Consider the following 25,948-nt stretch of genomic DNA (forward strand, 5'->3'; position numbering starts at 1 on the left):
CTGCGATAGAGGCAGTGGCGATTAGGGAAGTGATAAAAGTGCGTTTCATGATGACTCTCCGGCTAAGATTCGTTGACGTTTCTACAGGAGAAGAGACAATAGCCGGGCCAAAGTCATCAGAAAGAGGTTAAGAGAAGAAAAAATATAGAGTTAGAGGGCGTGCTACCGAGGCAACAAAAAGGCGCGCAAGTGTGTAAAAGAGGGCGTAGTGAGCGCAAAAGAAACAGTTGTGTCAGGCGGAAAAACAGCAGAAAGGAACGAAGGAAAAGCCGGGCGGGGTATTTCGGTTTTGCCGGTCGTATAGGTAAATTGTCGTTGGCTCTGAGTGGAACCCAATCATCATTAAATTCGTAACGGTATGGTAAATTCTGATCCGAACTGTCTTTTCTGTAAAATCGTGAGCGGTGATATTCCCGCCGATATTGTCTATCGCAATGAGCATGTCCTGGCGTTCAGGGATATCAACCCCGCAGCCCCGCAGCATCTTTTGATCATTCCGGTAAAACATATCGCATCCCTGAACGACCTCGTCGGGGAAGAGGATACCATCATTGCCGGGCAGATCATGCAGGCTGCGAAGGTTGTTGCGAAAAAGGCTGGAATTGGGGATTCAGGTTATCGGCTCGTGTTCAATACCGGACCGGATTCTCTCCAGAGTGTTTTTCATATTCACGGTCATCTTATCGGTGGCGAGAGGATGGGTTGGCCGCCATTTCCGGGAACTTCGGTTGAGCATGGATGATTGCTGATTGAGCAGTGTGCGTTACATGCAGGTAAAAAAGTTTTTGCCCGTATGGCGAGGTGGTGATGAAGCTTTACGGAGTGAGCCATTAACCAGGAGAGTGACCTATGAATACACGCAATGATGCATTTGGGGTTCTCAGAAAGCTGAAGCTTTCCGATGGAGAGGTGAGTTATTACTCGCTCGAGGCAATCGAGTCGAAAGGTCTCGGTGCTGTTTCAAGCCTGCCTAAAACCGTCAAGGTGCTGCTTGAAGCTGTTTTGCGTAACGTAGACGGGTATTCGGTTCGAGAGGACGACGTTGCCGCCCTTGCAGGATGGAATGCTCTCGCCCCGGCGGTTTCGGAATTTCCGTTCAAACCTGCCAGGGTTGTTCTTCAGGACTTTACCGGTGTTCCTTCCGTTGTCGACCTCGCTGCCCTCAGAGAGGCCTGCCGGAGGTTTGGAAAGGATCCGGAAAGCATCAATCCTCTCGTTCCCTGTGATCTGGTCATCGATCATTCGGTCCAGGTCGATTATTATGGATGTTTGGATGCTCTGGAAAAAAATCTCGACAAGGAATTCGAGAGAAATTTCGAGAGATACGCGTTTCTGAAATGGGGGCAACAGGCGTTTGATGATTTCCGTGTCGTTCCTCCCGGAACGGGAATTGTTCACCAGGTTAACCTCGAGCATTTTGCAACTGTAGTCCGACGGAGTGAAGGTATGGCTTTTCCGGATTCACTTGTCGGTACAGACAGTCATACAACCATGATTAACGGTCTTGGGGTGCTCGGATGGGGGGTGGGAGGAATTGAAGCTGAAGCGGTGATGCTCGGTCAGCCGATTTACATGCTCCTGCCGAAAGTGGTTGGTTTCAAGCTTACCGGTGAACTTGGTGATAGGGTCAATGCTACCGATCTTGTGCTTACGGTGACCGAAATTCTTCGTAACGAAGGTGTTGTGGGTTGTTTCGTCGAATTTTTCGGTTCAGGCATGAAGAGTCTTTCTCTGCCAGACAGGGCGACTGTTGCGAATATGGCGCCGGAATACGGAGCGACGGCAGGTTTCTTTCCTGTCGATGGGGAGACGCTTGATTATCTCGCTATGACAAACAGGCAGGAACATGTCGAGGTGGTCGAGCGTTACAGCAAGGACCAGGGATTATGGCATGATGATGGTCTCGAGATAAGGTTCAGCAAAGTTCTGGAGCTTGACCTCGGAAATGTTCGTTCCTCACTTGCAGGTCCGAAAAGACCCCAGGATAGAATTGATTTCAGGGCGGTGCAGCCTCAGTGGAAAAGGGATGTGTATACTGTTTATGGAAAACAGGCTGCCAATGGGGTCAGCAATATGTCTTCAGAAGGAGGGATAGCAGATCAGGAAAGTGTTGATCCCGGCAGAAACGGCATCGAGGTCACGATGGATGGAGAGGTTTTCAACCTTCAACATGGAGATGTTGTCATTGCTGCCATAACATCCTGTACCAATACCAGCAATCCTGCAGTGTTGATTGCTGCGGCTTTACTTGCGAGAGCAGCCCGGGCAAGAGGGTTGACGGTAAAGCCCTGGGTGAAAACTTCGTTTGCACCAGGTTCCAGAGTTGTCATCGACTACCTTCAGGCTGAGGGGTTCATGGAAGACCTCGAAGCTCTCGGTTTTGCCACTGTCGGTTTTGGTTGTACAACCTGTATAGGCAACTCCGGACCGTTACCGGAAGCGGTTGCAGTGGCTGTCCGCAAAGGCGATCTCGTTGTCGCGGGAGTACTGTCCGGAAACCGTAACTTCGAAGGCAGGATCAATCCTCTTGTGAGGGCGAACTACCTTGCCAGTCCTTTGCTGGTTGTGGCCTATGCGCTTGCCGGTACGGTGAACTTCGATTTTGAAAGTACACCGATCGGCACGGACTACAAGGGGGTTGACGTCTACCTCCATGACCTCTGGCCCGATGATAACGACGTTGAAAAACTGGTTGACGTCATTATCCGGCCTGAATATTTCAAGGAGCGCTACGCCGAAGTGCATTTTGGCCCGGAACAATGGCGCTCGATTCGAGCGGCGGAGCAGGAACTGTATCAATGGGATCCAGCCTCGGAATATATAAAAGAGCCTCCCTTCTTCCGGGGAATAGGAATTCAACCGGATCGTTTGCAGCCGATTGAAGGAGCGCGTTGTCTCGCGCTGTTCGGAGACAGTATCACGACGGATCACATCAGCCCTGCAGGTGCGATTCAGCCTGATCAACCGGCCGGGAAGTATTTGCTGAAGAACGGCGTGGATGTGAAGGACTTCAACAGTTTTGGCTCGAGAAGGGGGAATCATGAGGTTATGATGCGGGGAACGTTCGACAACATCCGAGTAAGGAACAAACTGGCTCCAGAAACCGAGGGCGGTTTCACCACCTGTTTTGCCTCATCGGATGCAGAGCCGCAAATCATGACGATTTTCGATGCATCCCTGAAGTATAGGGAGGAAGGGGTCCCTCTTGTTGTCATTGCCGGAAAGGACTATGGTATGGGCAGCAGTCGCGACTGGGCGGCAAAAGGGACATGGATGCTCGGGGTACGGGCGGTCATTGCAAAAAGCTTTGAGCGTATACACCGTTCCAACCTTGTCGGCATGGGTGTGCTGCCGTTGCAGTTCCTGCCCGGCCAATCTCCCGCTGCGCTTGGTATTTCAGGCAAAGAGGTTTTTGATATTGTTCTTGATGAGACGCTTGAACCGGGTTCGGCTGTTTCCGTGACCGCAAGGGAGCTCCGGAGTGGTCGGGAAACAAATTTCAGTGTGCTATGCAGAATCGATTCCTCCGTCGAGATCGACTATTACCGTAACGGAGGGATTCTACATACGGTTTTGAGGAAAATCGCTGGCAAGTGAACCTCGACCGGCAGCTCTTTGTTATTCCTATGAACGGCTCTTTTTTCACAAAGAATTATTCTTATATTTGGTTTCCTATTGATATTTGATCTAAATAAGTGCTCTTGGCTTTATCGGGAGAAATATTTGAAACATGCTGTTATCTGATCTGAAAGTTGGAGATAAAGCGGAAGTAACGGGACTGCTGGCAGAAAGCGGTATCAGGAGAAGAATTCTTGATATGGGGCTTGTAAAAGGCGTTCGTTTTAAAGTGTTACGCGTTGCCCCGCTCGGGGATCCGATTGAAATTGTTTTCAAGGGGGTTTACCTCACACTGAGAAAAAATGAAGCTGCCGGGGTACAGGTTGAAAAGACTGGAGAAGTGGGCGACGGAAGGCCTATGGGGAACCAGAGAAGCCGGTGGAGGTTCGGGAGTTAATCCATGAGAGATCTGAAGGAAGTAAAAGTTGCTCTTGCGGGTAATCCCAACTCGGGTAAATCCTCTCTTTTCAATGCACTGACCGGTTCTCACCAGAAAGTTGGAAACTTTTCCGGTGTGACTATAGAAAAATATGAAGGTTATGTCGATTACAGGGGGTACAGGATACGGGTCGTCGATCTTCCCGGAACCTATTCACTGACGGCGTATTCTCCGGAAGAGCTGGTTACAAGAAACTACCTTATTGAAGACGTTCCGGATATCGTCATCGATGTTGTCGAAGGACCGAATCTCGAGAGAAATCTACTGCTCACCACTCAGCTTATGGAAATGGAGGTTGAGCTTCTGGTTGCACTCAACATGTTCGATGAGGTGGAGGCTCAGGGAATCGATATCGATGTCAAACAATTGCAGCGACTTCTGGGTTGCCATATCGTACCGACTTCTGCGAAGAAAAAACAAGGTCTGGGTTCTTTGCTCGATCATGTTATCCGGATTTACGAAGGAAATATCGAAATAAAGAAAAACAAGCTTGCCTTCAGACCTGAAGTCGATAGCGCTACAGATGAAATAACACAACTGCTCGCTCATGAACCTGAGCTCGGTAAATATAACCTTCGATGGCTTGCAATCAAGCTGCTGGAGAACGATAAAGAGGTATACAATCTGGTTAGACAGTATCCTGTCTGGGTGAAAATCGAACTGGCACTTCAGCATGTTATACAGGAAACCGAGGCGGTTTACAAGTCGGATCCGGAAATCAGTATTACCGAGGACCGTTATGCGTTCATACGTGGTGCCATGCAGGAATGCGTGAAGCAGCGCCGTGAAAAAAAGCAGTCGCTTACGGACTATATCGATCTTGTTGTTCTGAATCGGGTACTTGGGCTCCCGATTTTCCTGTTTGTGGTATGGGTGATCTTCCACATGACATTCACTCTCGGAACACCGATAATGGATTGGCTGGACGCCCTGTTCGGCATGGTTGCCGAAAGTGTTTCTCCTTTGCTGCCGAATGATACGCTGAGGTCCGTACTCGTTGACGGAGTGATTGCCGGGGTGGGTGGCGTGCTGATCTTTCTGCCGAACATTATCCTTCTTTTTATCGGCCTTTCGTTTCTCGAGGCATCAGGGTATATGGCCCGCGCAGCCTTTGTCGTCGATAAGGTCATGCACCGTTTCGGGTTACACGGGAAGTCCTTTATACCGATGATTACCGGGTTCGGCTGTTCGATTCCGGCAATCATGGCTACACGGACGTTGAAAAGCCGCTCCGACCGGCTGGCGACAATCATGATTATTCCTTTCATGAGCTGTGGTGCGAAACTTCCGGTCTACGTGCTCTTGGCCGGTGCATTTTTTCGACCGGCGGTTGCGGCAAATGTGATGTTCGGTATTTACATGCTCGGCATCATTGTCGGTTTGTTTTCGGCTCTCATCATGAAAAAGACCATTCTGAAAAGCGAATCGGAACCTTTTGTCATGGAGCTGCCCCCTTATCGCTGGCCGAGTCTGCGATCCGTTCTGGTACAAGCGAAGACCAAGGCCATGATGTATCTCAAAAAAGCCGGAACGATTATCCTCTTGGCTGTGCTTCTTATCTGGACATTCAGCAACTACCCGAAAAATCCCGAACTCGATGCCGGGCTCGAGCGTCAGATTGCGACAATAGAGCAGACAATCATCGATGAAGAGCAGAAAGAGCGAGCGATCATAGAGGCTGAAAACAAAGTCAACGCCAGTCAGCTTGAATATTCAATAGCAGGCAGGGCGGGAAAACTTCTTGAGCCGGTCATACGTCCCCTTGGTTTTGATTGGAGGATCGGGGTGGCTTTGGTGACAGGGCTTGCTGCAAAAGAGGTTGTGGTATCGACGATGGGAACGATCTACTCTCTCGGCGAGTCTGACGAGACATCGCCGGAACTGAAAACCATTCTCAAGAACGATCCCGGTTTCGATGAAGCGACAGCATTGAGTCTTATGGTGTTTGTACTGTTGTACATCCCCTGTGTTGCTGCTGTCAGTGTCATGAAAAAAGAGATCGGTGAGTGGAAAGCGGTTGCCATCTATGGCGCTTACGCGTTGACGGTGGCATGGATCTTTTCATTCATTACCTATCGTCTGGCTAACCTCCTGCTGTAGGAGCACCTCTATTGAATATACGGTTGCGTAAACTGACTCTTCGTTAGGCGGTGCTCGAAATCCTCATGTATTGGTATACGCTCCGATTTCTGCGCTCCGTTCGCCTCGTACTCATCTTGCTCACTGACAACATGAATAGAGGCACCATGAGGATTTTATGGGTAGAATACCATCAAATGTTTGGTGGCGGAACAGGAACGGGGTAAGGATATTTTTTTCTGTTGCGGCGGTATTCCGGACTACTGTCTTTCTACTGCCGGTTTCTCCTTTTCCTCTCCGTCGTCGATTTCGACAAGGCCGTTTTCCTCCGCGCGGGTGATGATGTCATCGATACTCATACGCATGTCCACCGGTGAACCGTCGACCATACGCAGGGTAACGAGAGGATGCTTTGCCTGATGCTCTTCCATTGCTTCCTGCCAGTGTTGCTGAATCGAGGGATCAAGTTGGCCCCATGCCTGTCTTCCTCTGCATTTGGGAAACTTTGAGCATCCAAGCCACAGTCCTCTCTTACCGGTTCTCAGGTAAAGCGGTGCCCCGCATTTCGGGCAGTCGAGGTTGGTTTCAAGAGGAGGTGTCTTTGGCGGTTCGATTTTTCTTTGTTTGTCGAGCTTCAGTATGGTGTTGCATTTCGGATAATTTGTACAAGCAAGAAACGGTCCGAACCTTCCGTTTCGCAATACCATTCTACCGTTTCCGCAGCCGGGGCATCGTATGCCTGTTTCCGTTGGGCGAACTTTTGCAGAAGCTATCGATTTAATGTTTCTGCATGACGGGTAATTGGAGCATCCAAGAAATTTTCCGCTGGCAGTCCATTTTATCACCATCTTTCCTTTTCCGCATTTGTCGCAGGTTTCTGCATCGTGGTTCTGCGGAAGTAGAGGATCGTTTTTTCTGACGCTGAGTGCGGTTTCAAGAGGCCTGTAGAAGCTGTCGAGGACTTCTTCATAGTCATCTTCTCCTGTGGCGACCTTGTCAAGCTCATTTTCCATATGGGCTGTAAACTTGACATTGAATATATCCGGGAAGTTAGCGACCAGAATGACCGAAACATCCCTACCGAGTTCAGTCGGGATGATTTTTTTCTTCTGCAGCTCGACATAGCGTCGATCCTGGAGTGTCGAGAAAATACCGGCATAGGTAGAAGGGCGCCCAATGCCGTAGTTGTCAAGTTCCTTGACGAGGCTCGCCTCGGTATATCGGGCAGGAGGCCGGGTGAAACTCTGTTTTTTCTCCAGATCATCCAGATTCAGCGTTTCATTGACCGAGAGCTTTTTTGGAAGCTGAACGATCTGCTCTTTTTCCTCGTCGTCGCGTGTGGATTTTCTCGCTTCGTAATCGAGCTCTTTCTGCTCATTATATACTTTCAGGAAGCCGGGGAAAAGGATCTTGCTGCCGCTAGCGCGGAACAGAAACTGTTGATCGTGATCGGAGACTTCAACGCGAGTCTGCTCTATCTTTGCCGGAGCCATCCGTGATGCAAGAAATCTTTTCCAGATAAGAGCGTACAGTTTGAACTGGTCGGGAGAAAGGAACTGCCTCATGGCTTCAGGGGTATGCGAAACCAGAGTGGGCCTTATGGCTTCATGTGCATCTTGCGTTTTTTTGCTGTTTTTCGCCGCTTTCGCTCCTCCTGCGTACTCTGCTCCATACTGCTGAGTGATGTACTTCTCCGCCTGTTCGACCGCTTCGGAGCTGATTCTTGTAGAATCGGTTCTCATATAGGTGATCAAACCGGTAGCGCCTTCCGCACCGATTTCGATTCCTTCGTAAAGCTGCTGTGCGATGCGCATGGTTTTCTTCGACCCGAATCCAAGCTGATTCGATGCAGCCTGCTGCAGAAGTGAGGTCGTGAACGGCAGGGGAGGTTTTCGTTGCTGGAGTTTCGGGGTGATTGCCGATACTCCATATATTCTCGAAAGGATGGCCGAAGCGGTTTTTTCTGCTTCTTCACGGTTGTTGATTTCGGCCTTGTCCCCGTTTATTTTGACCAGCTTCGCCGAAAATGTTTCCCCTGTAGTCGTCGTGAAATCGGCAATAATGGTCCAGTACTCTTTCGGCTGAAATTTTTCGATCTCGTCTTCGCGCTCACAGATCAGTCTGAGGGCGACGGACTGTACTCTTCCGGCTGACAACCCTCGCAGCACTACATTCCAGAGAAACGGGCTTATTTTGTAACCGACTATTTTGTCAAGACCCTGTCGGGTTTGCTGTGAACGGACCAGGTGATAATCTATTTGATGAGGATGCTGAATCGCCTCGACAATGGCCTTTTTGGTTATCTCGTTGAACAGAACTCGGTGAACGGGTTTGCGGGTAAATTCAACCTCGTTTGCAATATGCCAGGCGATGGCTTCTCCCTCACGGTCGGGGTCTGTGGCGATGAGAATATCGTTAGCTTCCCCGGCGAGTTTTTTCAGTTGCCTGACTACTTTTTCTTTACCGGCTATAACTTCATAGCGAGGCTCGTAGTGGTTGTCGAAATCCAGACCGATCTCCTTTTTCGGGAGATCCTTGATATGGCCTACCGATGCAAATACCATGTAATCTTTTCCAAGATATTTGTTGATGGTTTTTGCCTTTGACGGGGATTCGACAACAATAAGTGTTTTTTCTTTTGCTGACGAAGTTGCTGAAGAAGAAGCCATTGAGAAGCCTTACAGGTGATAAAAAGGTTTCATTGAACGCACTCTATGATGTAATAGAGATACACCGAACTTTGGAAAAGATAGGGGTTGGATGGCAAAAAACAAATTTTGCTTGGCTGAGTATCGCTGCAGAGGTTTACATAATCGGGGGTTATACTGTTACTTTTATTCTTCATGAATCGTAGGATATCCCCGCTATTGATCGTTGCTTCACCTATTGATGGAGAATGAATCAACTCTGGACTTCGCAAAGGTTCTCCGTGGCCGACATAGAAATTTTTAGTATAATTTCCTAACCCATGTGTCTCGTTAAGAATAAAATGCAGTTTCCGTGAGTGAATGTGCCCGCCGTCTCAGATACCATGCTTTATTAGTTCTGCTGCTGATCATTGTCATGCCTGGCAAGTTGATTGCCGTGTCGCTCGACAGAGCCAAACCTGAACAGCTTGCACTGCATGCTGTAAAAGGCTTTCAGCAGGGTTATACCCTCAATGTCAGCGCTTTGCGGACAGATGGGGTGGTTTACGTTGGTCTGGAGTCGATGGCCCGTGCTCTTCGACTGCTCAGTAAGAAGGACGGTAACCAGTTGAAAATCGCCCTGGAAGGAAACGGAAAAACAACGGTCTGCCGTTTTACCGGGGGGAGTAACTTTGTGGGTATTGTACCGGAAAAATCGGGTATGGGCGAACGAGTCATACATATGCGTTCCGCTCCTGTCCTCAAAAACGGGACTCTCTGGTTGCGGACCGTTGACGCGGTACGTTTTTTTTCCATCTGGATGGACCGGCAGGTGGTCTATGACCGTGACAAGGGTGTGATCGACGCTTTTTTATGGAGCGCGGAACCTGGGTCGGGAAAGAGCCGGATCGGGATTGTCCGGGACCAGGATCGCTATATCAGTGCAGGAGGCCCCTCGCCGCAATACAAAGGGCCGACGACCATAACCGGCATGAGGGTCGATGAACTCGCAAACGGTGTGGTCATCCGTTTAAAGGCGTCGGGAGCGAAAACCGCTGCTTCGTTCATAAAGCCTGATAAAGCAGGGAATGCGTCGCTGACTTTTGAAACAGCCAAAGGGAATCCAGCGGACATATTCAGGACGTACAGCCAGGGACTCGTAAAGGAGATCCGGGCAATACCGCTCGGAAAAGGCGCCATGCAGGTCAACATTGCCCTGAATACCGAATTTTTCAATGTGAAATCCAGCGAGTATCAGTGGGATCCGAGGACAAATACCTATGTGATTTCTGTTATGAGCGATATCGATGTTCAGGCAGCCTATCAGGCAGAAAAAGAAAAACGAATCAAGCAGGAACTTGCAAAGGATTTGCAGAAATGGAGGTTCGATACCATCGTGCTCGATGCCGGGCATGGTGGGAAAGATCCCGGTGCCGTTGGGCTCGCAGGAACCCGAGAGAAAGATATCGTGCTGAAACTGGTACACTATCTCGGTGCAATCATTAAAAAAGAGTGGCCTGAAATCAAGGTTGTTTATACGCGAAGCGACGACAGGTTCATACCGCTCAAACAACGGGGGAAAATCGCGAACCGAAACGACGGTAAGCTTTTTGTCAGCATTCATTGCAATGCAGCTGAAAACAGATCTGCGAAAGGGGCGGAGGTCTATATCCTCGGTCCTCATAAAAATCAGGCCGCTCTCAGGGTCGCCATGCTTGAAAATGCTGCTATAAAACAGGAAGAAGATTATCAGAAGAAATACAAGGGATTCAGTGAAGAGCACTTGATTATGAGCAGTCTTGCACAGAATGCCTTTACTCTTCAGTCCAAGGAGGCAGCGAGGCATGTGCTCGAAGGGATGGAAAAAAAAACAAAGATAAATGGCAGGGGGGTTCGCCAGGCGGGATTCATGGTTCTCTGGACCCCTTCGATGCCGAGCCTATTGGTCGAAGCGGGATACCTCTCGAATCGCGAAGAGGAAAAAATGCTTAGACGTCCCGATGTGCAGAAAAACATTGCGGTGGGGATTTTCAACGGACTGAAACGTTACCGCACAAGCTACGAAAAACAGCAGCTCGCCTCGGGTGCCGGTGCACAGCCGAAAGGGTGAGCGCTTATTGCTTTATCCGGAACAGTTCTCTTATTTCTCCATCTGCATGATGTTGACTTGTCGATGTTTGATGGCTATTTTAATTTTGACCAATTAAAAATAATGTCGATATTGTGTTGTTTGACATAGTTTTTTAGATGTTTTTTGCTGAAACGAATGCTTTTACAGCAAGCTCACTATAAACAACAATCGGTGTTACTATGGATGCGTTTATGGATGCGTTTTGCCCAACAGCGCCACAGGTGCGGGCTCCCTATAGCCAGCTGAACAATCTTCTCTATAAAAGTTATCTCCCTTTGATAATAAACAGTGCTGCCGAGATGGGCTTGTTCGATGTGCTGTCGGCAGGCGACTCTTTTCTGGAAAAGCTGGCTGAGGAGCTGAATGCGAATGTCCATGTGCTCGATGCGCTTCTGGATGTACTCGAGGCTGTCGGTCTTGTTGCGGTGCAGGATGGCTGCTACACACTGACTTCGATGTCGGGGACTTATCTTGTCAGCAGTTCGAAGGTCAATCAATTACGAGCTCTTCGAGGGTTTTCCGGTAGCCGCGGGCCGTTCGACAATCTCGTAGAGGCGTTGAGACACGATCACGTCAAGACGTTCAACAACAGGATCTGGGCGTCGGAAGAGGCTGCCTTGTCCATGGAGCAGGTATCGAAAGCCGGGATGATACAGGAGGTTGTCTCCTTCATGAAAAGCATTCCCGGTTTCAGTGGTGCCAGGAGGATGTGCGATATTGCAGGAAGCATCGGTTACTATTCCCTCGCCATGCTTCGTGAAAACGATGGTTTACAGGCTCATGTCTACGATCTTCCGGAGGTGTGTGCTATAGCGAGAAAGGTGAAACGAGATGATGAGCATTTTGAGCGGGTGACCTTTCATGATTTCGATATTACCGGGTCCAGCTGGGTGGACGACGGTTTCGATCTTTTCTTCTGTTCTCATTTTCTCTATGAGTTCGGTGCAAAGGGAACTCTTGTGGATTTTCTGAAAAAGGTCAACGCCTCGCTCAAACCGGGAGGTTATTTCGTCTCCAGCCATATCTCGTCATACACTAAAGGGGAGAACCGCTTGACGTTCGCTATGGTGGAGTTGATGACCAGGGCTATGGGGTACCCGACGCACAGTCTTCCGGAGGAAACCCTGAAAGAAGCTCTGGGCAAAGCGGGATTCGGAGATTTTACCATACAGGAACCCAACGAGGACCTTGCATTCGCAACGATGTTGCTTTCGGCGAGGAAGCTGCAGGAAACCCTGTAAGGGCTGTCGTCATAACCATCGCTGTTTGGGAGCTGTTAATGGAAGCGTTCACGCATCCTTCGGCTGACAAGACAATGATGGTGACGGACCGCTTTTTGGTTCTGTATGTTCAAGGACGGGACACAGCGTTTATCTTCCGAACAATGTATTCGAGATGCTCGTGATTCGTGCCGCAGCACCCTCCCAGGATTTTGATGCCATATCGTTTATTCAGCTCTGTCATCAAGTCTCCCCACTCGGATACGGGATCGGCCCGAAGTGTTTTCGCGCCGTCCAGCTCGCAATGATCGAAAGACGAGGCGTTTGCCTGGTAGCCGATGATGCGGGAAAGAACCGATTGAGAGAGGGAGCCCGCTTCGAGAAACGATGGGTAAGCGCAATTGATCATGTAGCCGAGAGGCGGCCGACTGCAGGCTGTATCGATGCTTTGAACCGCCAGTTCCAGGCTGGTTCCGTCAAGAAGAGTGCTGTGCCGGTTGATAACGAAACTGATGATAAAGGGAAGCCGGGTCTTCGACATCGCCATGGCGATGCCCGTCGCTTCCGGCAGTGCGGGTAAGGTTGCTGCTAACAGTAAATCCGCACCCGCTTCGCTGAGCTTATCGATTTGCCAGGAATGGAATGATCGAGCCTCGTTTGTCGAGAGACCTTCTTCGGGAGTGTAGGCATCGTTTTTACAGCCGACCAGACCCCCGATGAAAATGTTTGAAGACCATGTTCCCCAGGTCGCTCTGATATCCTCGAGAAATCTTACGGCGTCGGTATTGACGTTGTGGGTTATACAGGACTTCGACAGCCGTTCCTCGTTTGCCCGCCATGTTGGAGTGCTGACGATCATGGGAAAATCGTGGTTCCTGGCAATTTCGAGGTAACGCCGGTAAAGCGCTCGTAACGCCTCCTTGCCCGATGTGTCGTAAATCAAGAGAGCATTTTCAAGGTAAGGGTGCAGCGTTACCTGTCCTGATCGTCGTAGTGATTCGATGATGGATGCTTCAGTGAGGATTATGTCATGGCGCTGAAGTGCCTGCTGAATATTCATGCGGTGTGGTGGTTGTCATTCTCTGTGTCTGTGGACGTTACTGTTTCGTTTTCAGGAAATTAGAAAATCAATAGTTTTTATGAACACCATTACCATAGTGTTTGGTTTTTTTGTTTGTTTGCAAACTTGTCAACTTGATCGTAAATTCCGGTTGACAATGGCGGGCGTCCTTTACGGCGCTTTTTTATTCTTGTACACACTGATTGCTTCATGAATCAACTGACCTTGCATATTCTCAATCGGCTCAAGGCTTCGAATAGCTTTTTGTCGGGTGGTGAGTTGTGCCGCGAATATGGTATGACCCGGAGTGCCGTGTGGAAGCATATTTCACAGCTTCGGGAAAACGGTTATACCATCGAGGCGGTTTCCGGCAAGGGGTATCGCTTGAACGGCAGTCCCGATCTTCCGGTTTCACAAGAAATTGAACCTCTGCTTCGAACAGACAGATTCGGCAGGAATCTCGTATTTCACGAAGAGGTGGATTCGACAAACGTTCAGGCTAAAATCCTGGCTCGTCAGGGAGCGCCTGAGGGGAGCGTTTTCGTTGCGGATTGTCAGACCGGCGGTCGTGGTAGAATGGGCAGAGTTTGGGTTTCTCCTCCGGGAGCGAATCTTTATTTCTCGGTTGTTCTCCGTCCTTCGGTTCCTCCGGTGAGGCTTTCACAAATTCCTCTCCTTGCTGCTGCTGCAATCCATCGGGCTTTTGGGTCATCGGTAGAAGGGGTTTCGTCAATGATCAAATGGCCCAATGATATACTGATAAGCGGGCGGAAGGTCTGTGGTATTCTCTGTGAAATGGAGACAGAACCCGATATGACGCATTTCGTGATTGTCGGGATAGGGATCAATGTCAATCTTCAGGATATTCCGGGAGAAATAGAGGCCGTTGCAACCTCTCTCTTCCTCGAGTCGGGTTATGAGCATTCCCGGTCCGATATCCTTTCGTCCATACTCAACCATTTCGAGCCGCTTTATGAGGAGTGGCAGGAAGCGGAGGATCTGCGTGATTTTTTACCCTATCTGGAACGGTATGCGTGGCTGAAAAACCGGGACGTCGAGGTAGAACACTATAAGAATACCCTTTCAGGGCGAGTTCAGGGAATGAGCAGAACGGGTGAACTGCTGCTCGAGGAAAAGGATGGGACCGTTATTGCAGTTTCTTCAGGTGAAGCCCGCTTGTGTAAAGGATCATTATAAACGTTCGAGAGATGAGGGCGCCTATGCACGAATCCATACTCAAAGCTTACAGTGTTCTGGAGACCGGTGAGCCGCTTCCGTTTGACGTTGCCATTGAGCTTGCATGTCTTGCAGGAGAAGATGTTCCAGATCTTTTGTCACTGGCAAACAAGGTAAAGAACCGTCATGCTATGCTGACGGATGGTTGTTTGCATAGCTGTTCCATCATCAATGCAAAATCCGGTGTTTGTGCCGAAAACTGCCGCTTTTGTGCACAATCATTGCACAACAGTGCGGACGTGGAGCAATATCCATTGCTTGATGCCACGCGTATTCTGGAATCTGCCGGTAACGTTTATAAGGAAGGCGTCAGGTTTTTCGGGATCGTTACCAGCGGCTACGGCTATAAAACGGTCAACCCGGAGTTTCTGAAGATTGTCGATAGTATCGATCATCTGCAGCAGGAGTATCCCGGACTACATGTTTGTGCGTCTCTCGGAGTGCTCGGTGAAGAACCTGTCCGTGTGCTCGCGGAGCATAATGTTGCACACTACAATATCAATATCCAGGTTGCTCCTGATCGTTACGATGATCTCATTGCCACCACTCATTCTCTGGATGAGCGTCTCGAAACCGTGCGACTGCTCCGAAAGTATGGCGTATCGGTGTGCTGTGGCGGGATACTGGGGGTTGGTGAAACAATGCTTGAGCGTCTTGACTTTATCTATGCTCTGCAAGAGCTTGATATTGCGGTTATTCCGCTCAACGTGCTCGTACCGATAGACGGGACTCCTTTACAGGGTGTCGAGACTCCGGCAGTTACCGATATTGTTACAACGTTCGCGCTATGCAGGCTTGCTCATCCCCGAAAAATCATCAAGTTTGCAGCCGGGCGTGAGACGGTGATGAAAGATTTCCAGGGTCTGTTGATGCTTGCAGGGGCGAACGGATTGCTTACCGGAGGATACCTGACAACGAGGGGACGAAGGGTCGAGGATGACAGGACGCTCACGCAGCAGCTTTCAGGTTTCATGGGGAGTACGGATTCATGAGCCTGAAAGAGCATATGCAAAAAGAGCTTGAAATGCTCAGGGGGCGACAGTGTTTCAGAATGTTTCCCGAAACAGGGGAGCGCCGGGGAGCATCCATCGAATCAGGAGGACGGAGTGCCCTGAACCTTTCCTCGAACGATTACCTCGGTATTGGTGATGACGGGAAGCTTCGGCGAGAGTACCTTCTTTCGTTCGATCCGCTGAACAATGACGACCGGTTCGGCCTGGCCAGTTCATCCTCACGTCTGCTCACAGGGAACCACCGGCTCTACGAAGAGCTGGAAGAGTATCTTGCGGCCTGGTACGGCAGATCAGCCGCACTGGTGTTCAACAGCGGTTATCATGCAAATATCGGTATACTTCCCGCTTTGACGACGCGGCATGATCTGATCCTCAGTGATAAACTGAACCATGCCAGCATCATCGACGGATGCAGGATCGCTGATGCGGATTTCAAACGATTCCGTCACCTTGATTACGATCATCTCGAAATGTTGCTTGATCAGGGCCGTGAAAAATATCGCCAGTTGTTTATCGTCAGCGAATCGGTTTTCAGCATGGACGGTGATCTGGCCGACCTGAAAAAGCTTTGTGAACTCCGTGAACGGTATGATGCCTTCCTGATAGTCGACGAAGCACACGGTGTCGGGACATTTGGTGAGACGGGGCAGGGGTTGTGCGAAATATCGGGGCTCACCGGTTCCATCGACATCATTGTTGGGACATTCGGCAAGGCGTTTGCTTCTACCGGTGCCTACGGTATCATGGACGGTGTGGTCCGTGATTACCTTATCAATACCATGCGTCCCCTGATTTTTACCACAGCCCTCCCACCGGTGGTTCTCGGGTGGAGTAAAATGGTGCTGGAACATCAACGAACGAAGGTTGCAGAGCGAAGTCATTTGCATTTTCTTGGCGTACGGTTACGTGATGCATTGAAAGAAAAAGGAATGCGCACCGCCGGTGAAAGTCAGATTGTGCCGGTTATCGTGGGTTCGAACAGCAGTGCTGTTCGAACGGCGTCGGCGTTGCGTGACGCAGGAATTCTCGCGCTGCCGGTTCGTCCTCCAACGGTGCCTGAGAATACTGCGAGAATACGTTTTTCTCTCCGGGCGGACATCGGATGGGAGGGTGTATCCGGTATTCCGGAGATATTGCATGCCGTACGTTGATCATTTTATAAAAAACGGTTACACGCTACCTGCCACTGAACGATATGATTACTCATTGGATACAAAGAAAAGGATATAGCCGGCTCCTGATTTTTTTCAACGGATGGGGGATGGACAGCCGGATTGCCGATTATCTCCAGTCCAATACTTCCGGGTTCGACAGTGATATTTTGCTTTGTTACGATTATCGTTCGACAGATCTGTCTGCAGATGTTCTCGGTGCGGTCGCCGGATATGATGAACGGATGGTTGTGGCATGGTCCCTCGGGGTGTGGGCGGCATCCCGGGCGGGATTACACGGGATTGACCGGGCATTGGCGATAAACGGCACCGTGAATCCGGTAAGCAGCGATGAAGGAATTCCGCCCGATATTTTTCGGGCAACGCTCGATAACTATGATGAAGGGAACAGAAAACGGTTCATGAGGCGGATGTGCGGTGGTAAAGCCTCTTTGTTCGAACGGTTTCTCGATATTGCTCCTCTACGTACTGCTTCCGATCAAAGAGAGGAGCTCGCGTTGATTCTGCAGAGCGTCGAGAAGAATGTTGAAGAAGGGGGCGTACCATCATGGAGCTATACGGAGGCGTTGATCGGCGGGCGTGATATGATTTTTCCACCGGTAGCCCAGGCATTTGCGTGGCGTGGGATAAAGCATACGGTGGTGGATGAAATGGCCCACTTTCCGTTCTTCGATTTCAGCAACTGGCAAACGGTGTGTACATGCATGGAGCGGTGAACAAAGAGCTTGTCAGGCAGCGGTTTGCCAGACGCCTGAAAGAGTATCGCCGACATGCGATCATTCAGGAAAGCATGGCATGCGAGTTGGCCGAATTGATTTGTGGCAATAAAAAACCACCGCTGTTCGGGCGTGTCCTGGAGATAGGTTCGGGTTCAGGATCGTTTACCGAAGCATTGCTCAGTCGTTGTGATGCAATGCGTTATGTGGCGAACGATCTGGTAGGCGAAAGCCGTGAGCTGGTCCGCAGGATCGTTTTGAATCATGGTGTACGGGAGTTCTCTTTCATAGCGGCGGATATCGAGGAGTGTGAACGTCTACCCGATACCGTCGATCTTGCAGCATCGAACGCAACCGTTCAGTGGCTTACAGATATGCCCTCATTTTTCTTGAGAATGTCCGAAATTGTCAGGCCGGATGGGCTTCTTGCGTTCAGTACTTTCGGGCGAAGAAACATGCTCGAGGTCAGTTCGCTTGAGGCGCATACGCTCAGCTACCATTCTCTTGCCGAGCAGGAAAAAATGGCCCGGCCCTGGTTCAGGCCATTGGTTCTGCATGAAGATGTGCGCAAGCTCGATTTCAGGAGCCCTGAAGAGGTGCTGCGTCACATAAGCCGTACTGGGGTTAATGGTCTTGCCCGTGAGAGATGGACGAAAACACGTCACCGCAGCTTTGTCGAGCGTTACCGTTCGTCGTTTCCTTCGGGATCCGGAGTACATCTTACCTATCATCCGTTGTTTTGTGTTTTTCGGAGAAAATGAGCGTGACGTCAATATTTACAATGGAAGAACGTGCTTTTCGGCTACACGTAGGCTTTTTACATAACCGTTGAGTTACTCAACGATTCAACCGACAAAAACAGGTGCCTGGCAAAGTCATTGCAATAACGGGGATTGATACCGGTGTGGGTAAAACGGCTGCAACCGGTCTTCTTGCGCGTACTCTTCGTGAACGAGGTAGAAACGTCATAACGCAAAAACCAGTCGAGACAGGTGGTGAAGGCGTTTCATCTGATATTTTCAGACATCGTGAAATCATGGGGATTGATTTGTGCGAAGCCGATCTTGACGGAACAACATGTTCTTATCTGTTTCGGTATCCGGCGTCTCCTCACCTTTCAGCGGCAATGGAAAAACAGGTGATCGATGTGTCGGTGATAGATGATGCGACACGTCGGCTGCAGGCAAGATACGATATTGTTTTACTGGAGGGTGCAGGGGGGTTGCTGGTGCCGTTGAACGAGGCGTTGCTGTTTGCCGATTTTCTTCAGGAGCGATCATACCCTCTCATACTTGTTACGTCATCCCGGCTTGGCAGCATCAATCATACCTTGCTTTCAATCGAAGCCTGCAGGAAAAGAGGGTTGCGGCTTTGCGGGCTGATTTACAATCATGCAGGTGGCAGTGACGGTGTTATTGCCTGTGATACACTCGAGGTGCTTCGAGACTTTCTCGTAAAGTATGGTTATTCCTGCCCGGTTGTTGAACTGCCGGACATGGAAATGAGCGGTTGGAGACTTATGAACATGGATCTATTGAGGGTGTTCGATGAATCTTGATTTCGAAAGGGAGCACATCTGGCATCCCTATACATCGATGCGCGATCCCCTACCGGTGTATCCTGTGAAGAGTGCGTCGGGGGTCTATATCGAGCTGGAGGATGGGCGGCGTCTTATCGATGGGATGTCCTCCTGGTGGGCCGCCATTCACGGTTACAATCACCCGGTGCTGAACAAGGCGGTGGAACGGCAACTTCAGAAGATGAGCCATGTGATGTTCGGAGGATTTACACATGCACCGGCGCTACAGCTTGCAGAACGGCTTGTCGGCATGACCCCCGATTCCCTGCAGAAGGTGTTTTTCAGCGATTCCGGATCGGTTGCCGTCGAGGTTGCGATAAAGATGGCGCTACAATACCAGCAGGCTGCAGGCCGACCGGAAAAGCATCGTCTTCTAACGGTCAGGTCGGGGTATCACGGCGATACCTTTGCTGCAATGTCTGTCTGCGATCCGGTTACCGGTATGCACAGCCTTTTCAGCCGGATGCTTCCCGAACAGATTTTTGTCGAGGCACCCATGCGCGGGTTTCATGAGTTCTGCGGCGACGACTGTATCGGGGATCTAAGGCAAAAGCTCGAAAAGCACCATCGGGAGATTGCGGCGGTGATTCTCGAGCCGGTCGTGCAGGGGGCGGGGGGCATGCGATTCTATTCTCCCGATTATCTCCGCAAGTTACGATGGTTATGTGATCGCTTTGATGTGCTTCTGATCTTCGATGAAATCGCCTCGGGATTTGCACGAACAGGTAAAATGTTCGCCCTCGAGCATGCCGGGATCGTTCCTGACATTCTTTGTTTGGGCAAAGCGCTTACCGGGGGGTATATGACTCTTGCTGCAACGCTCACAACCGATAACGTTGCGTCGGTGATCTCCGGGGCTGATCCAGGAGTGTTTATGCATGGTCCGACGTTCATGGCGAACCCGCTGGCGTGCTCCGTCGCGGTGGCGAGCATCGATCTGCTTACCAGTATGGAATGGGAAAACAAGATTCGGCATATCGAAAAAGGGCTTGTCGCCGGTCTGCAACCATGTAGTGAACTTTGTGGGGTTGTCGACGTTCGTGTTCTCGGAGCGATCGGTGTCGTCGAGCTTGAGCAACCTGTCGATATGGCAGCTGTTCAGGAGCTTTTTGTCGGAAGAGGAGTCTGGGTGCGACCTTTTGGAAAACTGGTCTATCTCATGCCTCCCTACATCATCTCCGAGCAGGAGCTGAACATTCTGACCGGCGCAGTGTGTGAAGTTGTTGAGCAAATACTGCGTGAAAAAGGGTGATATTTTTCTTTCGAAAGTGAATTAGTTATTATTTTTGCTTATCTTAAGGTGTCGCAGCCTTGCAGCAAGGTGTTCCCCCACTTTTCAATTGTACCTACAATAATGGCTGTTCAATCACCGTATAATCGTTACGATAAGGGCGTTCCACGTTCGCTCAGGCCGTATCCTGCCCGAACTCTCGTGGATATGGTCGGAAAAACCGCCAGGGAGGTTCCCGAAAGTCCGGCTCTTTTTTTCATGGGTTCGACGTTGAAATATTGTGACCTCGAGCGGCAAAGCGATGCTTTCGCGTTCGCGCTTGTCGAAGCCGGGGTGCGAAAAGGCGACCGCGTTGCGCTTCTTATGCCGAATGTGCCTCAGATGATTGTTTCCGAACTCGGGATATGGAAGGCAGGGGCTGTGGTTGTTCCTCTGAATCCCCTCTATACAAGTCAAGAACTGGAGTTCGCGTTGAACGAATGCGAGGCTGAAATCGCTGTCGTGCTTGCGCTGTTTTACGGAAAAGTGAAGGCTATTCAGCCGAAGACCCAGCTTCGTCGAGTTATCGCAACCGGTATCAAGGAGTATTTACCGCCGGTAAAAAAATTGCTGTTTACCCTTATGAAAGAAAAAAAGGAAGGGCATGGAGTCCGTGTGGAGTCGCCTGACTTGCTTTATTCCAAAATGATTCGGCAGAATCTGGGAAAAAAGCCAAGCCTGTCTCTTCCTTTGCCAGGTGATACCGCTCTTTTTCTCTTTTCCGGTGGAACGACAGGAAAGCCAAAATGCGCTGTGAGTTCCCATGATTCTCTTGTGATGACAGGTATGCAGGTGTCAGCATGGTTCGGCGATGTCCTGATAAAAGGAAAGGATATTTTTATCCTCAACATGCCGCTCTTTCATGCATATGCGCAGGTGGGTGTCATGGCGACAGGATTTGTCGGAAGACATCCGTTGGCTCTGCTTGCCGATCCAAGGAATATGGATGATCTTTTCGAGACGATCAGGAATCTGAAACCGGCGTTACTTCCCGGAGTACCTACTTTTTTCAATGCCATGCTTCGTCATGCTACGGTGTTTGGAGAAAAAAGCATTTTTGGATGCCTGAAAATTTGTGTTTCAAGTGCAGGCCCCCTTACTCCTGGTATAAGGGAGAGGATTGAGCAGCTGACGGGCGGGAAGTTCATCAATGCTTACAGCCTTACGGAAGCAACTGTCGCTACGGTGCTGGAGCCGGTTCTCGGGCTTAAAAAAGCCGGGGCGACAGGTGTGCCGGCTCCTGACGTTGTCGTCAAAATTCTCGATGATCAGGATGAAAAAACCGAACTGCAGGTTGGTGAGACCGGAGAAGTCGTGATTTGTGCACCTCAGCTCATGAAAGGTTACTGGGGCCGTCCAGAAGATACGGCGGCCGTGCTTCGTAACGGCTGGTTATATACGGGGGATATCGGCTATCTCGATAACGAGGGGTATCTTTATATCGTCGATCGTAAAAAAGATGTGATAAAACCCGGCGGTTTTCAGGTTTGGCCGAGCGAAGTCGAGCGGGTTATCTGCAGTCACCCCTATGTTCTGGATGCAGGTGTGAGCGGTGTGTTTGATGACTACCAGGGTGAAGCGGTCAAGGCTTGGGTGGTTTTGAGGGAAGGGAGGCAGATGACAAAAGATGAGTTGAGGCACTGGTGCCGTAAGGAGCTGGCAGTTTTCAAGGTTCCGAAAGCAGTGGCATTTGTCGATGAGTTGCCAAAATCACCAATCGGCAAGCTTCTGCGCCGCAAGTTGCATTCGATCGATGAAATGGTTTCTGAAACATCCTGATGTCATGTTCTTACAGCGTAGGCAGAAGCCAGATGCCAAAGGAAGAGTGCCGCATTTCCACTTTTCAAAGTCATGCCGGACTTGATCCGGCATCCACAGACAAAGGCAGGAAAGCCTATGGATCCCCGGTTCGCGCTCTGCTTGCCCGAGGATGACAAGAAAGGAGATATCAAACTGCCCTGTTAAATAGTTGTTTTCGATTTCACGGGTTGAGCGCCCGAGGCTGTCCAGCCTCGGGCGTTGTATCGCTCTCTTGTTACTTTGTAAGGAGGATGACGCCGAGAGCGTCGATATACGTTCCGGCACGCCCGAACAGGCCGAAAATGCTCGATCCGGGGGGAGCGCTGTAGGTGTAGTTGACCGAACCGCCGGAACCTCCCCAACGTTGCTCACGGCCGTTGCTGGTCAACAGTTGCATCGAATCGATGACTGTGCCGTGCTTGCCGGTGATTTTTACGATTGTTTCCCCGGGTTGTAACATGAATACACTGAGTGTGCCACCATTTCCGCCATGCTTCGTGCCTTCTATTTTACCACCTTGTTTGTTTTTATAGACAAACTGTATTGCATCGATACGGCTACCGTGCCATATACGAACCTCCGTGACAATAAGTCCCTGGGTTTGGCTATCGGTATATTCGTTACCGCCGGTTCCACCAGAGGCGCCGCAAAAGGAAAAGGTTTCTGCAGAAGCTTGTTTGACCGGTAGCGTTACGCTGACACCGATCAACAAGACAGCCATTACGATAAAAAGAAAAGGTATTTTTTTCATGAGGGTGTTTTCTTTTTCTTGAAGGAAGCTATCGAGGGTACTGCCGCGGTACATACTTTTGGAATATATGAATTTATAGTTGAAAAAGAAGTGTTTTTGCTGAATAATTTGGGTGCATAATGACAGCTGAAGAGTTACAGAAACTTTTTGGCCCTGAAATAAGGAGGCTGATAGACGTACACATCGAAGAGGATCCTTCAGCTTTTGCATTGAAATACCATGGAGACGTCACTATGCCGGTAAGGGCTGTCGCGGAACAGATCGCGTGCAGGCGAAAGGCCGCTAAAAAACTTCCGAAGCTGGTAAGTAACGATCTTCTCTATACGACACTGTCCCTCGAACAGGCTTCCGGAGAAAAGACGGCACGTTTCAAATCGGCCCTGGATGGAATGGCGGGAAAAAGATTGCTGGATATGACCGGAGGGCTTGGCATCGACAGCATCTTTTTTGCAGGCAGGTTCGAGGAAGTTCTCTATGTCGAACGTGATGAGGTGCTTGCGAAGGTCGCCGCTCATAATTTCAGGGAACTCGGTATCGGCAACATTCGAGTTATTTCTGGCGATAGCGTTGAGCTGCTTGAGGCAAGCGCTGACGATAGTTTCGACTTGATATATCTCGATCCTGCAAGGCGTGAAAAAGGAAAGCGTTCGGTATCTCTTGAAGCTGCGCAGCCGAATGTGATTCTGCTGCACGATCTGCTGTTGCAAAAGGCAGGAAAGGTTTGCATCAAAGCATCACCTGCACTTGAAATCAGCTCGCTCCATGAAACGTTGCCTTCGCTTTCACGGGTTATAGTCATTTCGGTCGCTCGGGAGTGCAAGGAGATTGTCCTGATCTGCGAAAAAGATAAAAGACAGGGGGCTTCACGAGCAGTCGTGGATGCGGTATGCCTGTACAAAAATGCTGAAACGGTTATTTCTGGACGAGAGGGATCTGTTGAGAAGAATACCGTCAAGCTCGGCCTCGGGAAATATTTCTACGAGCCCGATCCGGCAATCATCAAGGCCCGTCTGACAGACGTTCTGGCTCAAAAACACGAAATGCTCTACATCAATCCCAAGGTTGACTATCTTACATCGGATAGAGAGATCGTTTCTTTTCCCGGCAGGAGGTTCAAAGTCAAAGAGTTTTTTGTCTATAGCACGAAAATATTTCGGCGTTTTCTAAACGATGCCCGGATAGATGCAGCAGGTATCCAGCGGCGTGATTTTCCTTTGTCACCCGAAGAGATACGGCGTAAGTTCAGCCTTGGAGAAAGCGATCGATTATTTCTTTTTTTTACTCGTAACGCTTTTCTCGAACCTGTTTGCATTTGTTGCGAAAAACTGTGGGATACACATGAGTCTCGAGGAGCTGCGGTTCATGGCAGGCGGCCTTGGAGTGGATTGGAATTTTCGTCATGAAGCTGTTGCAGTTCCTTGAGTGCCATGCCGTAGCGTAGTCCCTGAATGCTGACCGTTATCTCCGCTACACCGAGCAATCTCATGAACTGGTGCAGGATGAGCGTTCCCATGGTTATGACATCCGCTCTGCCTTCCGGGACTCCTTTGTCGATGATTTGTTTGACGGTCGATGACTTCAGTTCTTCGAGCAAATGTCTGACCTGGTTGTAGCGGAGTGGATAATTATGGATTTTGGCAGGGTCGAACTCATTCAGCTCCGAAACGAGTTTGGCGATTGTTGTCAATGTACCGGCCACACCGAAAACATGCTCTCTACCCGAAAAAAAAGGTTCGAGTTTGCCGGTAAACATCCTGTCGATTTCCTCTTTAGCCGCATAAAATTCAGTTTCGGATGGTGGTTGATTTGCAAATATCCGTTCAGTGAGTCTTACCGAACCCATATCGAGACTGACACTTTGCTCTAAACGAGTCATGTCACCCATCGATATTTCCGTACTGCCGCCGCCGATATCGATAACGGTGAACCGCTCGGGTGCATCTTCCACGCCTGCCACCGCTCCTGTGAACGTTAACGCCGCTTCCTCTTCACCACTCAGGGTTTTGATGACGATACCGCTTGCCATGACAACCTCATCGATGATCTCCATGCGATTTTTCGCATCGCGCAAGGCACTCGTTCCTGCAGCGACAATGCTTTCCGTTTCATGTTCCTTGCTCAGCGCCTTGAAATCGAGCATGCACTGAATAAGACGCTGCATCGCGGCATGATCGATAATCTTCTGTTCATCGACATTTTTTCCAAGCCTTACAATGGTCTGGCGATGCAGTACGGGTATTATCCTGTTGTTGACCGGATCCAGGTCTGCAATGAGCAGCAGTGCGGTATTGGTTCCTATATCGATAAATGACGACCGTTTCATAACAAAGGTAAGTGGGTTTTGTATGTAGGATCTGCAAGACAGGAGAGCCACTCTTCTTCATAAAGGGTGCTGATAATGCGGTACTCGAGTCTTTCAAGCAGTTTTTTTAACCAGGGCTCATCGTAGATCATGATCCCTGAAAGAAGGACGGGACAATCGGGCGCTTTGTTTTTTACTGCCGGTAGAATTCTGTCTATGACGTTGCGGTTGATGTTTGCAAGTATGAGATCATACAGTTCGGCAAAGATGATATCCAAATCGTCTTCAGCGTCGAGCATGTCGACCCTGATGTTTTCAGCAAGGTTCTCCTCGATGTTTTCACGAGCGTTTTCAACTGCCCAGTCATTGTTATCGAGAGCAAGTATCGGCTGGTTGTTACCGAGCTTCCTGCACGCGATGGCAAGAACGCCTGTACCGGTTCCGATATCGAGAATACGCTTGTTTTCAAGATCGATGTTTTCGATTTGGCGGAGCATAAGCCGTGTTGTTGCGTGATACCCGGTGCCAAAAGACATTTTCGGGTTGATTTCAATCACGGTTTGTCCTGGTTTCGGACTGTGCTCTTTGTTTTGCTGGACGATAAGGAGACGGTCGGATATTTCGATTGGTTGAAGATGTGCTTCCCATTCAGCATTCCAGTTCCTGTCCGCCATGTGTTTGATGGTGAACGGAGGGACCGAACCGAAAGAAGCTTCAAGAGTTTTCATGATGTCCTGTTTTTTCTCTTCCGTCCACAACGTGTCTGGAAGATATGCATACAGCTTGTTTGTTTCTTCCTGGAAATATTCGATCTCTTCGCCGGATAACAGACCCAGGCATGGTTCAATCAGTTCAGGCGGAAGAGTGAATGCCAGTTCGATATAATCGTGTGAAGTTGCCATATCTCGTTTTTACAAAAGTCAAGAGAGTTTGGG

At 49.8% G+C, this 25,948-nt stretch carries 20 protein-coding genes; 15 read left to right on the forward strand and 5 right to left on the reverse strand.

Going from position 1 to position 25,948, the window contains the following annotated elements:
• The first annotated feature begins 358 nt into the window (after nucleotides 1–358).
• The 4 genes from QZ209_RS05665 (at nucleotide 359) to feoB (ending at nucleotide 6,157) form a co-directional block, all read left to right on the forward strand.
• The gene (locus tag QZ209_RS05665) at nucleotides 359–742 is read left to right on the forward strand and encodes a histidine triad nucleotide-binding protein (RefSeq protein ID WP_294345547.1); all 384 of its coding nucleotides are present in this window, start codon (nucleotides 359–361) and stop codon (nucleotides 740–742) included.
• 107 nt (nucleotides 743–849) lie between these two features.
• Complete coding sequence (gene acnA / locus QZ209_RS05670) at nucleotides 850–3,597, forward strand: aconitate hydratase AcnA (protein ID WP_294345548.1); 2,748 nt, start codon at nucleotides 850–852, stop codon at nucleotides 3,595–3,597.
• A 133-nt stretch (nucleotides 3,598–3,730) separates the two neighbouring features.
• Nucleotides 3,731–4,015, forward strand: a complete 285-nt coding sequence (locus QZ209_RS05675) for a FeoA family protein (protein ID WP_294345551.1) — start codon at nucleotides 3,731–3,733, stop codon at nucleotides 4,013–4,015.
• Nucleotides 4,016–4,018: 3 nt separating this feature from the next.
• On the forward strand, nucleotides 4,019–6,157 hold the full coding sequence (gene feoB, locus QZ209_RS05680; RefSeq protein ID WP_294345553.1) for a ferrous iron transport protein B: 2,139 nt from the start codon (nucleotides 4,019–4,021) through the stop codon (nucleotides 6,155–6,157).
• Between the two features lie 239 nt (nucleotides 6,158–6,396).
• Here feoB and topA read toward each other — a convergent pair whose 3' ends face one another.
• Entirely contained in the window at nucleotides 6,397–8,805 is a 2,409-nt protein-coding gene (gene topA / locus QZ209_RS05685) for a type I DNA topoisomerase (RefSeq protein ID WP_294345561.1), read from the reverse strand.
• A 394-nt stretch (nucleotides 8,806–9,199) separates the two neighbouring features.
• Here topA and QZ209_RS05690 point away from each other — a divergent pair, with 394 nt between their 5' ends.
• Both QZ209_RS05690 and QZ209_RS05695 read left to right on the forward strand, forming a co-directional pair.
• Nucleotides 9,200–10,873 carry an N-acetylmuramoyl-L-alanine amidase gene (locus tag QZ209_RS05690; protein WP_294345564.1) on the forward strand — a complete coding sequence of 558 codons (1,674 nt, stop codon included), beginning with the start codon at nucleotides 9,200–9,202 and terminating at the stop codon, nucleotides 10,871–10,873.
• Nucleotides 10,874–11,073: 200 nt separating this feature from the next.
• Nucleotides 11,074–12,135 carry a methyltransferase dimerization domain-containing protein gene (locus QZ209_RS05695; protein ID WP_294345566.1) on the forward strand — a complete coding sequence of 354 codons (1,062 nt, stop codon included), beginning with the start codon at nucleotides 11,074–11,076 and terminating at the stop codon, nucleotides 12,133–12,135.
• Between the two features lie 109 nt (nucleotides 12,136–12,244).
• On the opposite strand, the gene QZ209_RS05700 is transcribed toward QZ209_RS05695, so the two are convergent.
• On the reverse strand, nucleotides 12,245–13,174 hold the full coding sequence (locus QZ209_RS05700) for a homocysteine S-methyltransferase family protein (protein WP_294345568.1): 930 nt from the start codon (nucleotides 13,172–13,174) through the stop codon (nucleotides 12,245–12,247).
• A 210-nt stretch (nucleotides 13,175–13,384) separates the two neighbouring features.
• Here QZ209_RS05700 and QZ209_RS05705 point away from each other — a divergent pair, with 210 nt between their 5' ends.
• The 8 genes from QZ209_RS05705 to QZ209_RS05740 all read left to right on the forward strand — a co-directional run bounded on the left by QZ209_RS05705 (nucleotide 13,385) and on the right by QZ209_RS05740 (nucleotide 21,939).
• Nucleotides 13,385–14,371 carry a biotin--[acetyl-CoA-carboxylase] ligase gene (locus QZ209_RS05705; RefSeq protein ID WP_294345570.1) on the forward strand — a complete coding sequence of 329 codons (987 nt, stop codon included), beginning with the start codon at nucleotides 13,385–13,387 and terminating at the stop codon, nucleotides 14,369–14,371.
• A gap of 11 nt (nucleotides 14,372–14,382) precedes the next feature.
• The gene (bioB, locus tag QZ209_RS05710; protein WP_294345572.1) at nucleotides 14,383–15,402 is read left to right on the forward strand and encodes a biotin synthase BioB; all 1,020 of its coding nucleotides are present in this window, start codon (nucleotides 14,383–14,385) and stop codon (nucleotides 15,400–15,402) included.
• Between the two features lie 14 nt (nucleotides 15,403–15,416).
• A complete protein-coding gene (locus QZ209_RS05715) occupies nucleotides 15,417–16,574 on the forward strand; it encodes an 8-amino-7-oxononanoate synthase (protein WP_239994477.1) in 1,158 nt (385 codons plus the stop codon).
• 44 nt (nucleotides 16,575–16,618) lie between these two features.
• On the forward strand, nucleotides 16,619–17,311 hold the full coding sequence (locus tag QZ209_RS05720) for an alpha/beta fold hydrolase (protein WP_294345577.1): 693 nt from the start codon (nucleotides 16,619–16,621) through the stop codon (nucleotides 17,309–17,311).
• A complete protein-coding gene (gene bioC, locus QZ209_RS05725) occupies nucleotides 17,296–18,072 on the forward strand; it encodes a malonyl-ACP O-methyltransferase BioC (protein WP_294345580.1) in 777 nt (258 codons plus the stop codon). The genes QZ209_RS05720 and bioC overlap by 16 nt, the downstream gene beginning before the upstream one ends.
• 101 nt (nucleotides 18,073–18,173) lie before the next feature.
• On the forward strand, nucleotides 18,174–18,869 hold the full coding sequence (gene bioD, locus QZ209_RS05730) for a dethiobiotin synthase (RefSeq protein WP_294345582.1): 696 nt from the start codon (nucleotides 18,174–18,176) through the stop codon (nucleotides 18,867–18,869).
• Nucleotides 18,859–20,142 carry an adenosylmethionine--8-amino-7-oxononanoate transaminase gene (bioA, locus tag QZ209_RS05735; protein WP_294345585.1) on the forward strand — a complete coding sequence of 428 codons (1,284 nt, stop codon included), beginning with the start codon at nucleotides 18,859–18,861 and terminating at the stop codon, nucleotides 20,140–20,142. Before bioD ends, bioA begins: the two co-directional genes overlap by 11 nt.
• Before the next feature lie 102 nt (nucleotides 20,143–20,244).
• Nucleotides 20,245–21,939, forward strand: a complete 1,695-nt coding sequence (locus tag QZ209_RS05740; RefSeq protein ID WP_294345587.1) for an AMP-binding protein — start codon at nucleotides 20,245–20,247, stop codon at nucleotides 21,937–21,939.
• A gap of 256 nt (nucleotides 21,940–22,195) precedes the next feature.
• Here the strand turns inward: QZ209_RS05740 and QZ209_RS05745 are convergent, their stop codons facing one another.
• Nucleotides 22,196–22,711: a jacalin-like lectin gene (locus QZ209_RS05745; RefSeq protein WP_294345590.1), complete on the reverse strand. Its 516-nt coding sequence runs from the start codon at nucleotides 22,709–22,711 to the stop codon at nucleotides 22,196–22,198.
• 119 nt (nucleotides 22,712–22,830) lie between these two features.
• On the opposite strand from QZ209_RS05745, the gene QZ209_RS05750 reads away from it, so the two are divergent.
• Nucleotides 22,831–24,114 (forward strand): RsmD family RNA methyltransferase, encoded by a 1,284-nt coding sequence (locus tag QZ209_RS05750; protein WP_294345593.1) that lies wholly within the window; start codon nucleotides 22,831–22,833, stop codon nucleotides 24,112–24,114.
• Here QZ209_RS05750 and QZ209_RS05755 read toward each other — a convergent pair.
• Nucleotides 24,072–25,034: a Ppx/GppA phosphatase family protein gene (locus QZ209_RS05755; RefSeq protein ID WP_294345597.1), complete on the reverse strand. Its 963-nt coding sequence runs from the start codon at nucleotides 25,032–25,034 to the stop codon at nucleotides 24,072–24,074. The genes QZ209_RS05750 and QZ209_RS05755 overlap by 43 nt on opposite strands.
• Nucleotides 25,031–25,915: a 50S ribosomal protein L11 methyltransferase gene (prmA, locus tag QZ209_RS05760; protein WP_294345599.1), complete on the reverse strand. Its 885-nt coding sequence runs from the start codon at nucleotides 25,913–25,915 to the stop codon at nucleotides 25,031–25,033. The genes QZ209_RS05755 and prmA overlap by 4 nt, the downstream gene beginning before the upstream one ends.
• Nucleotides 25,916–25,948: the final 33 nt, after the last annotated feature.

Source organism: Prosthecochloris sp. (assembly GCA_015482705.2).
Classification (GTDB): domain Bacteria; phylum Bacteroidota; class Chlorobiia; order Chlorobiales; family Chlorobiaceae; genus Prosthecochloris.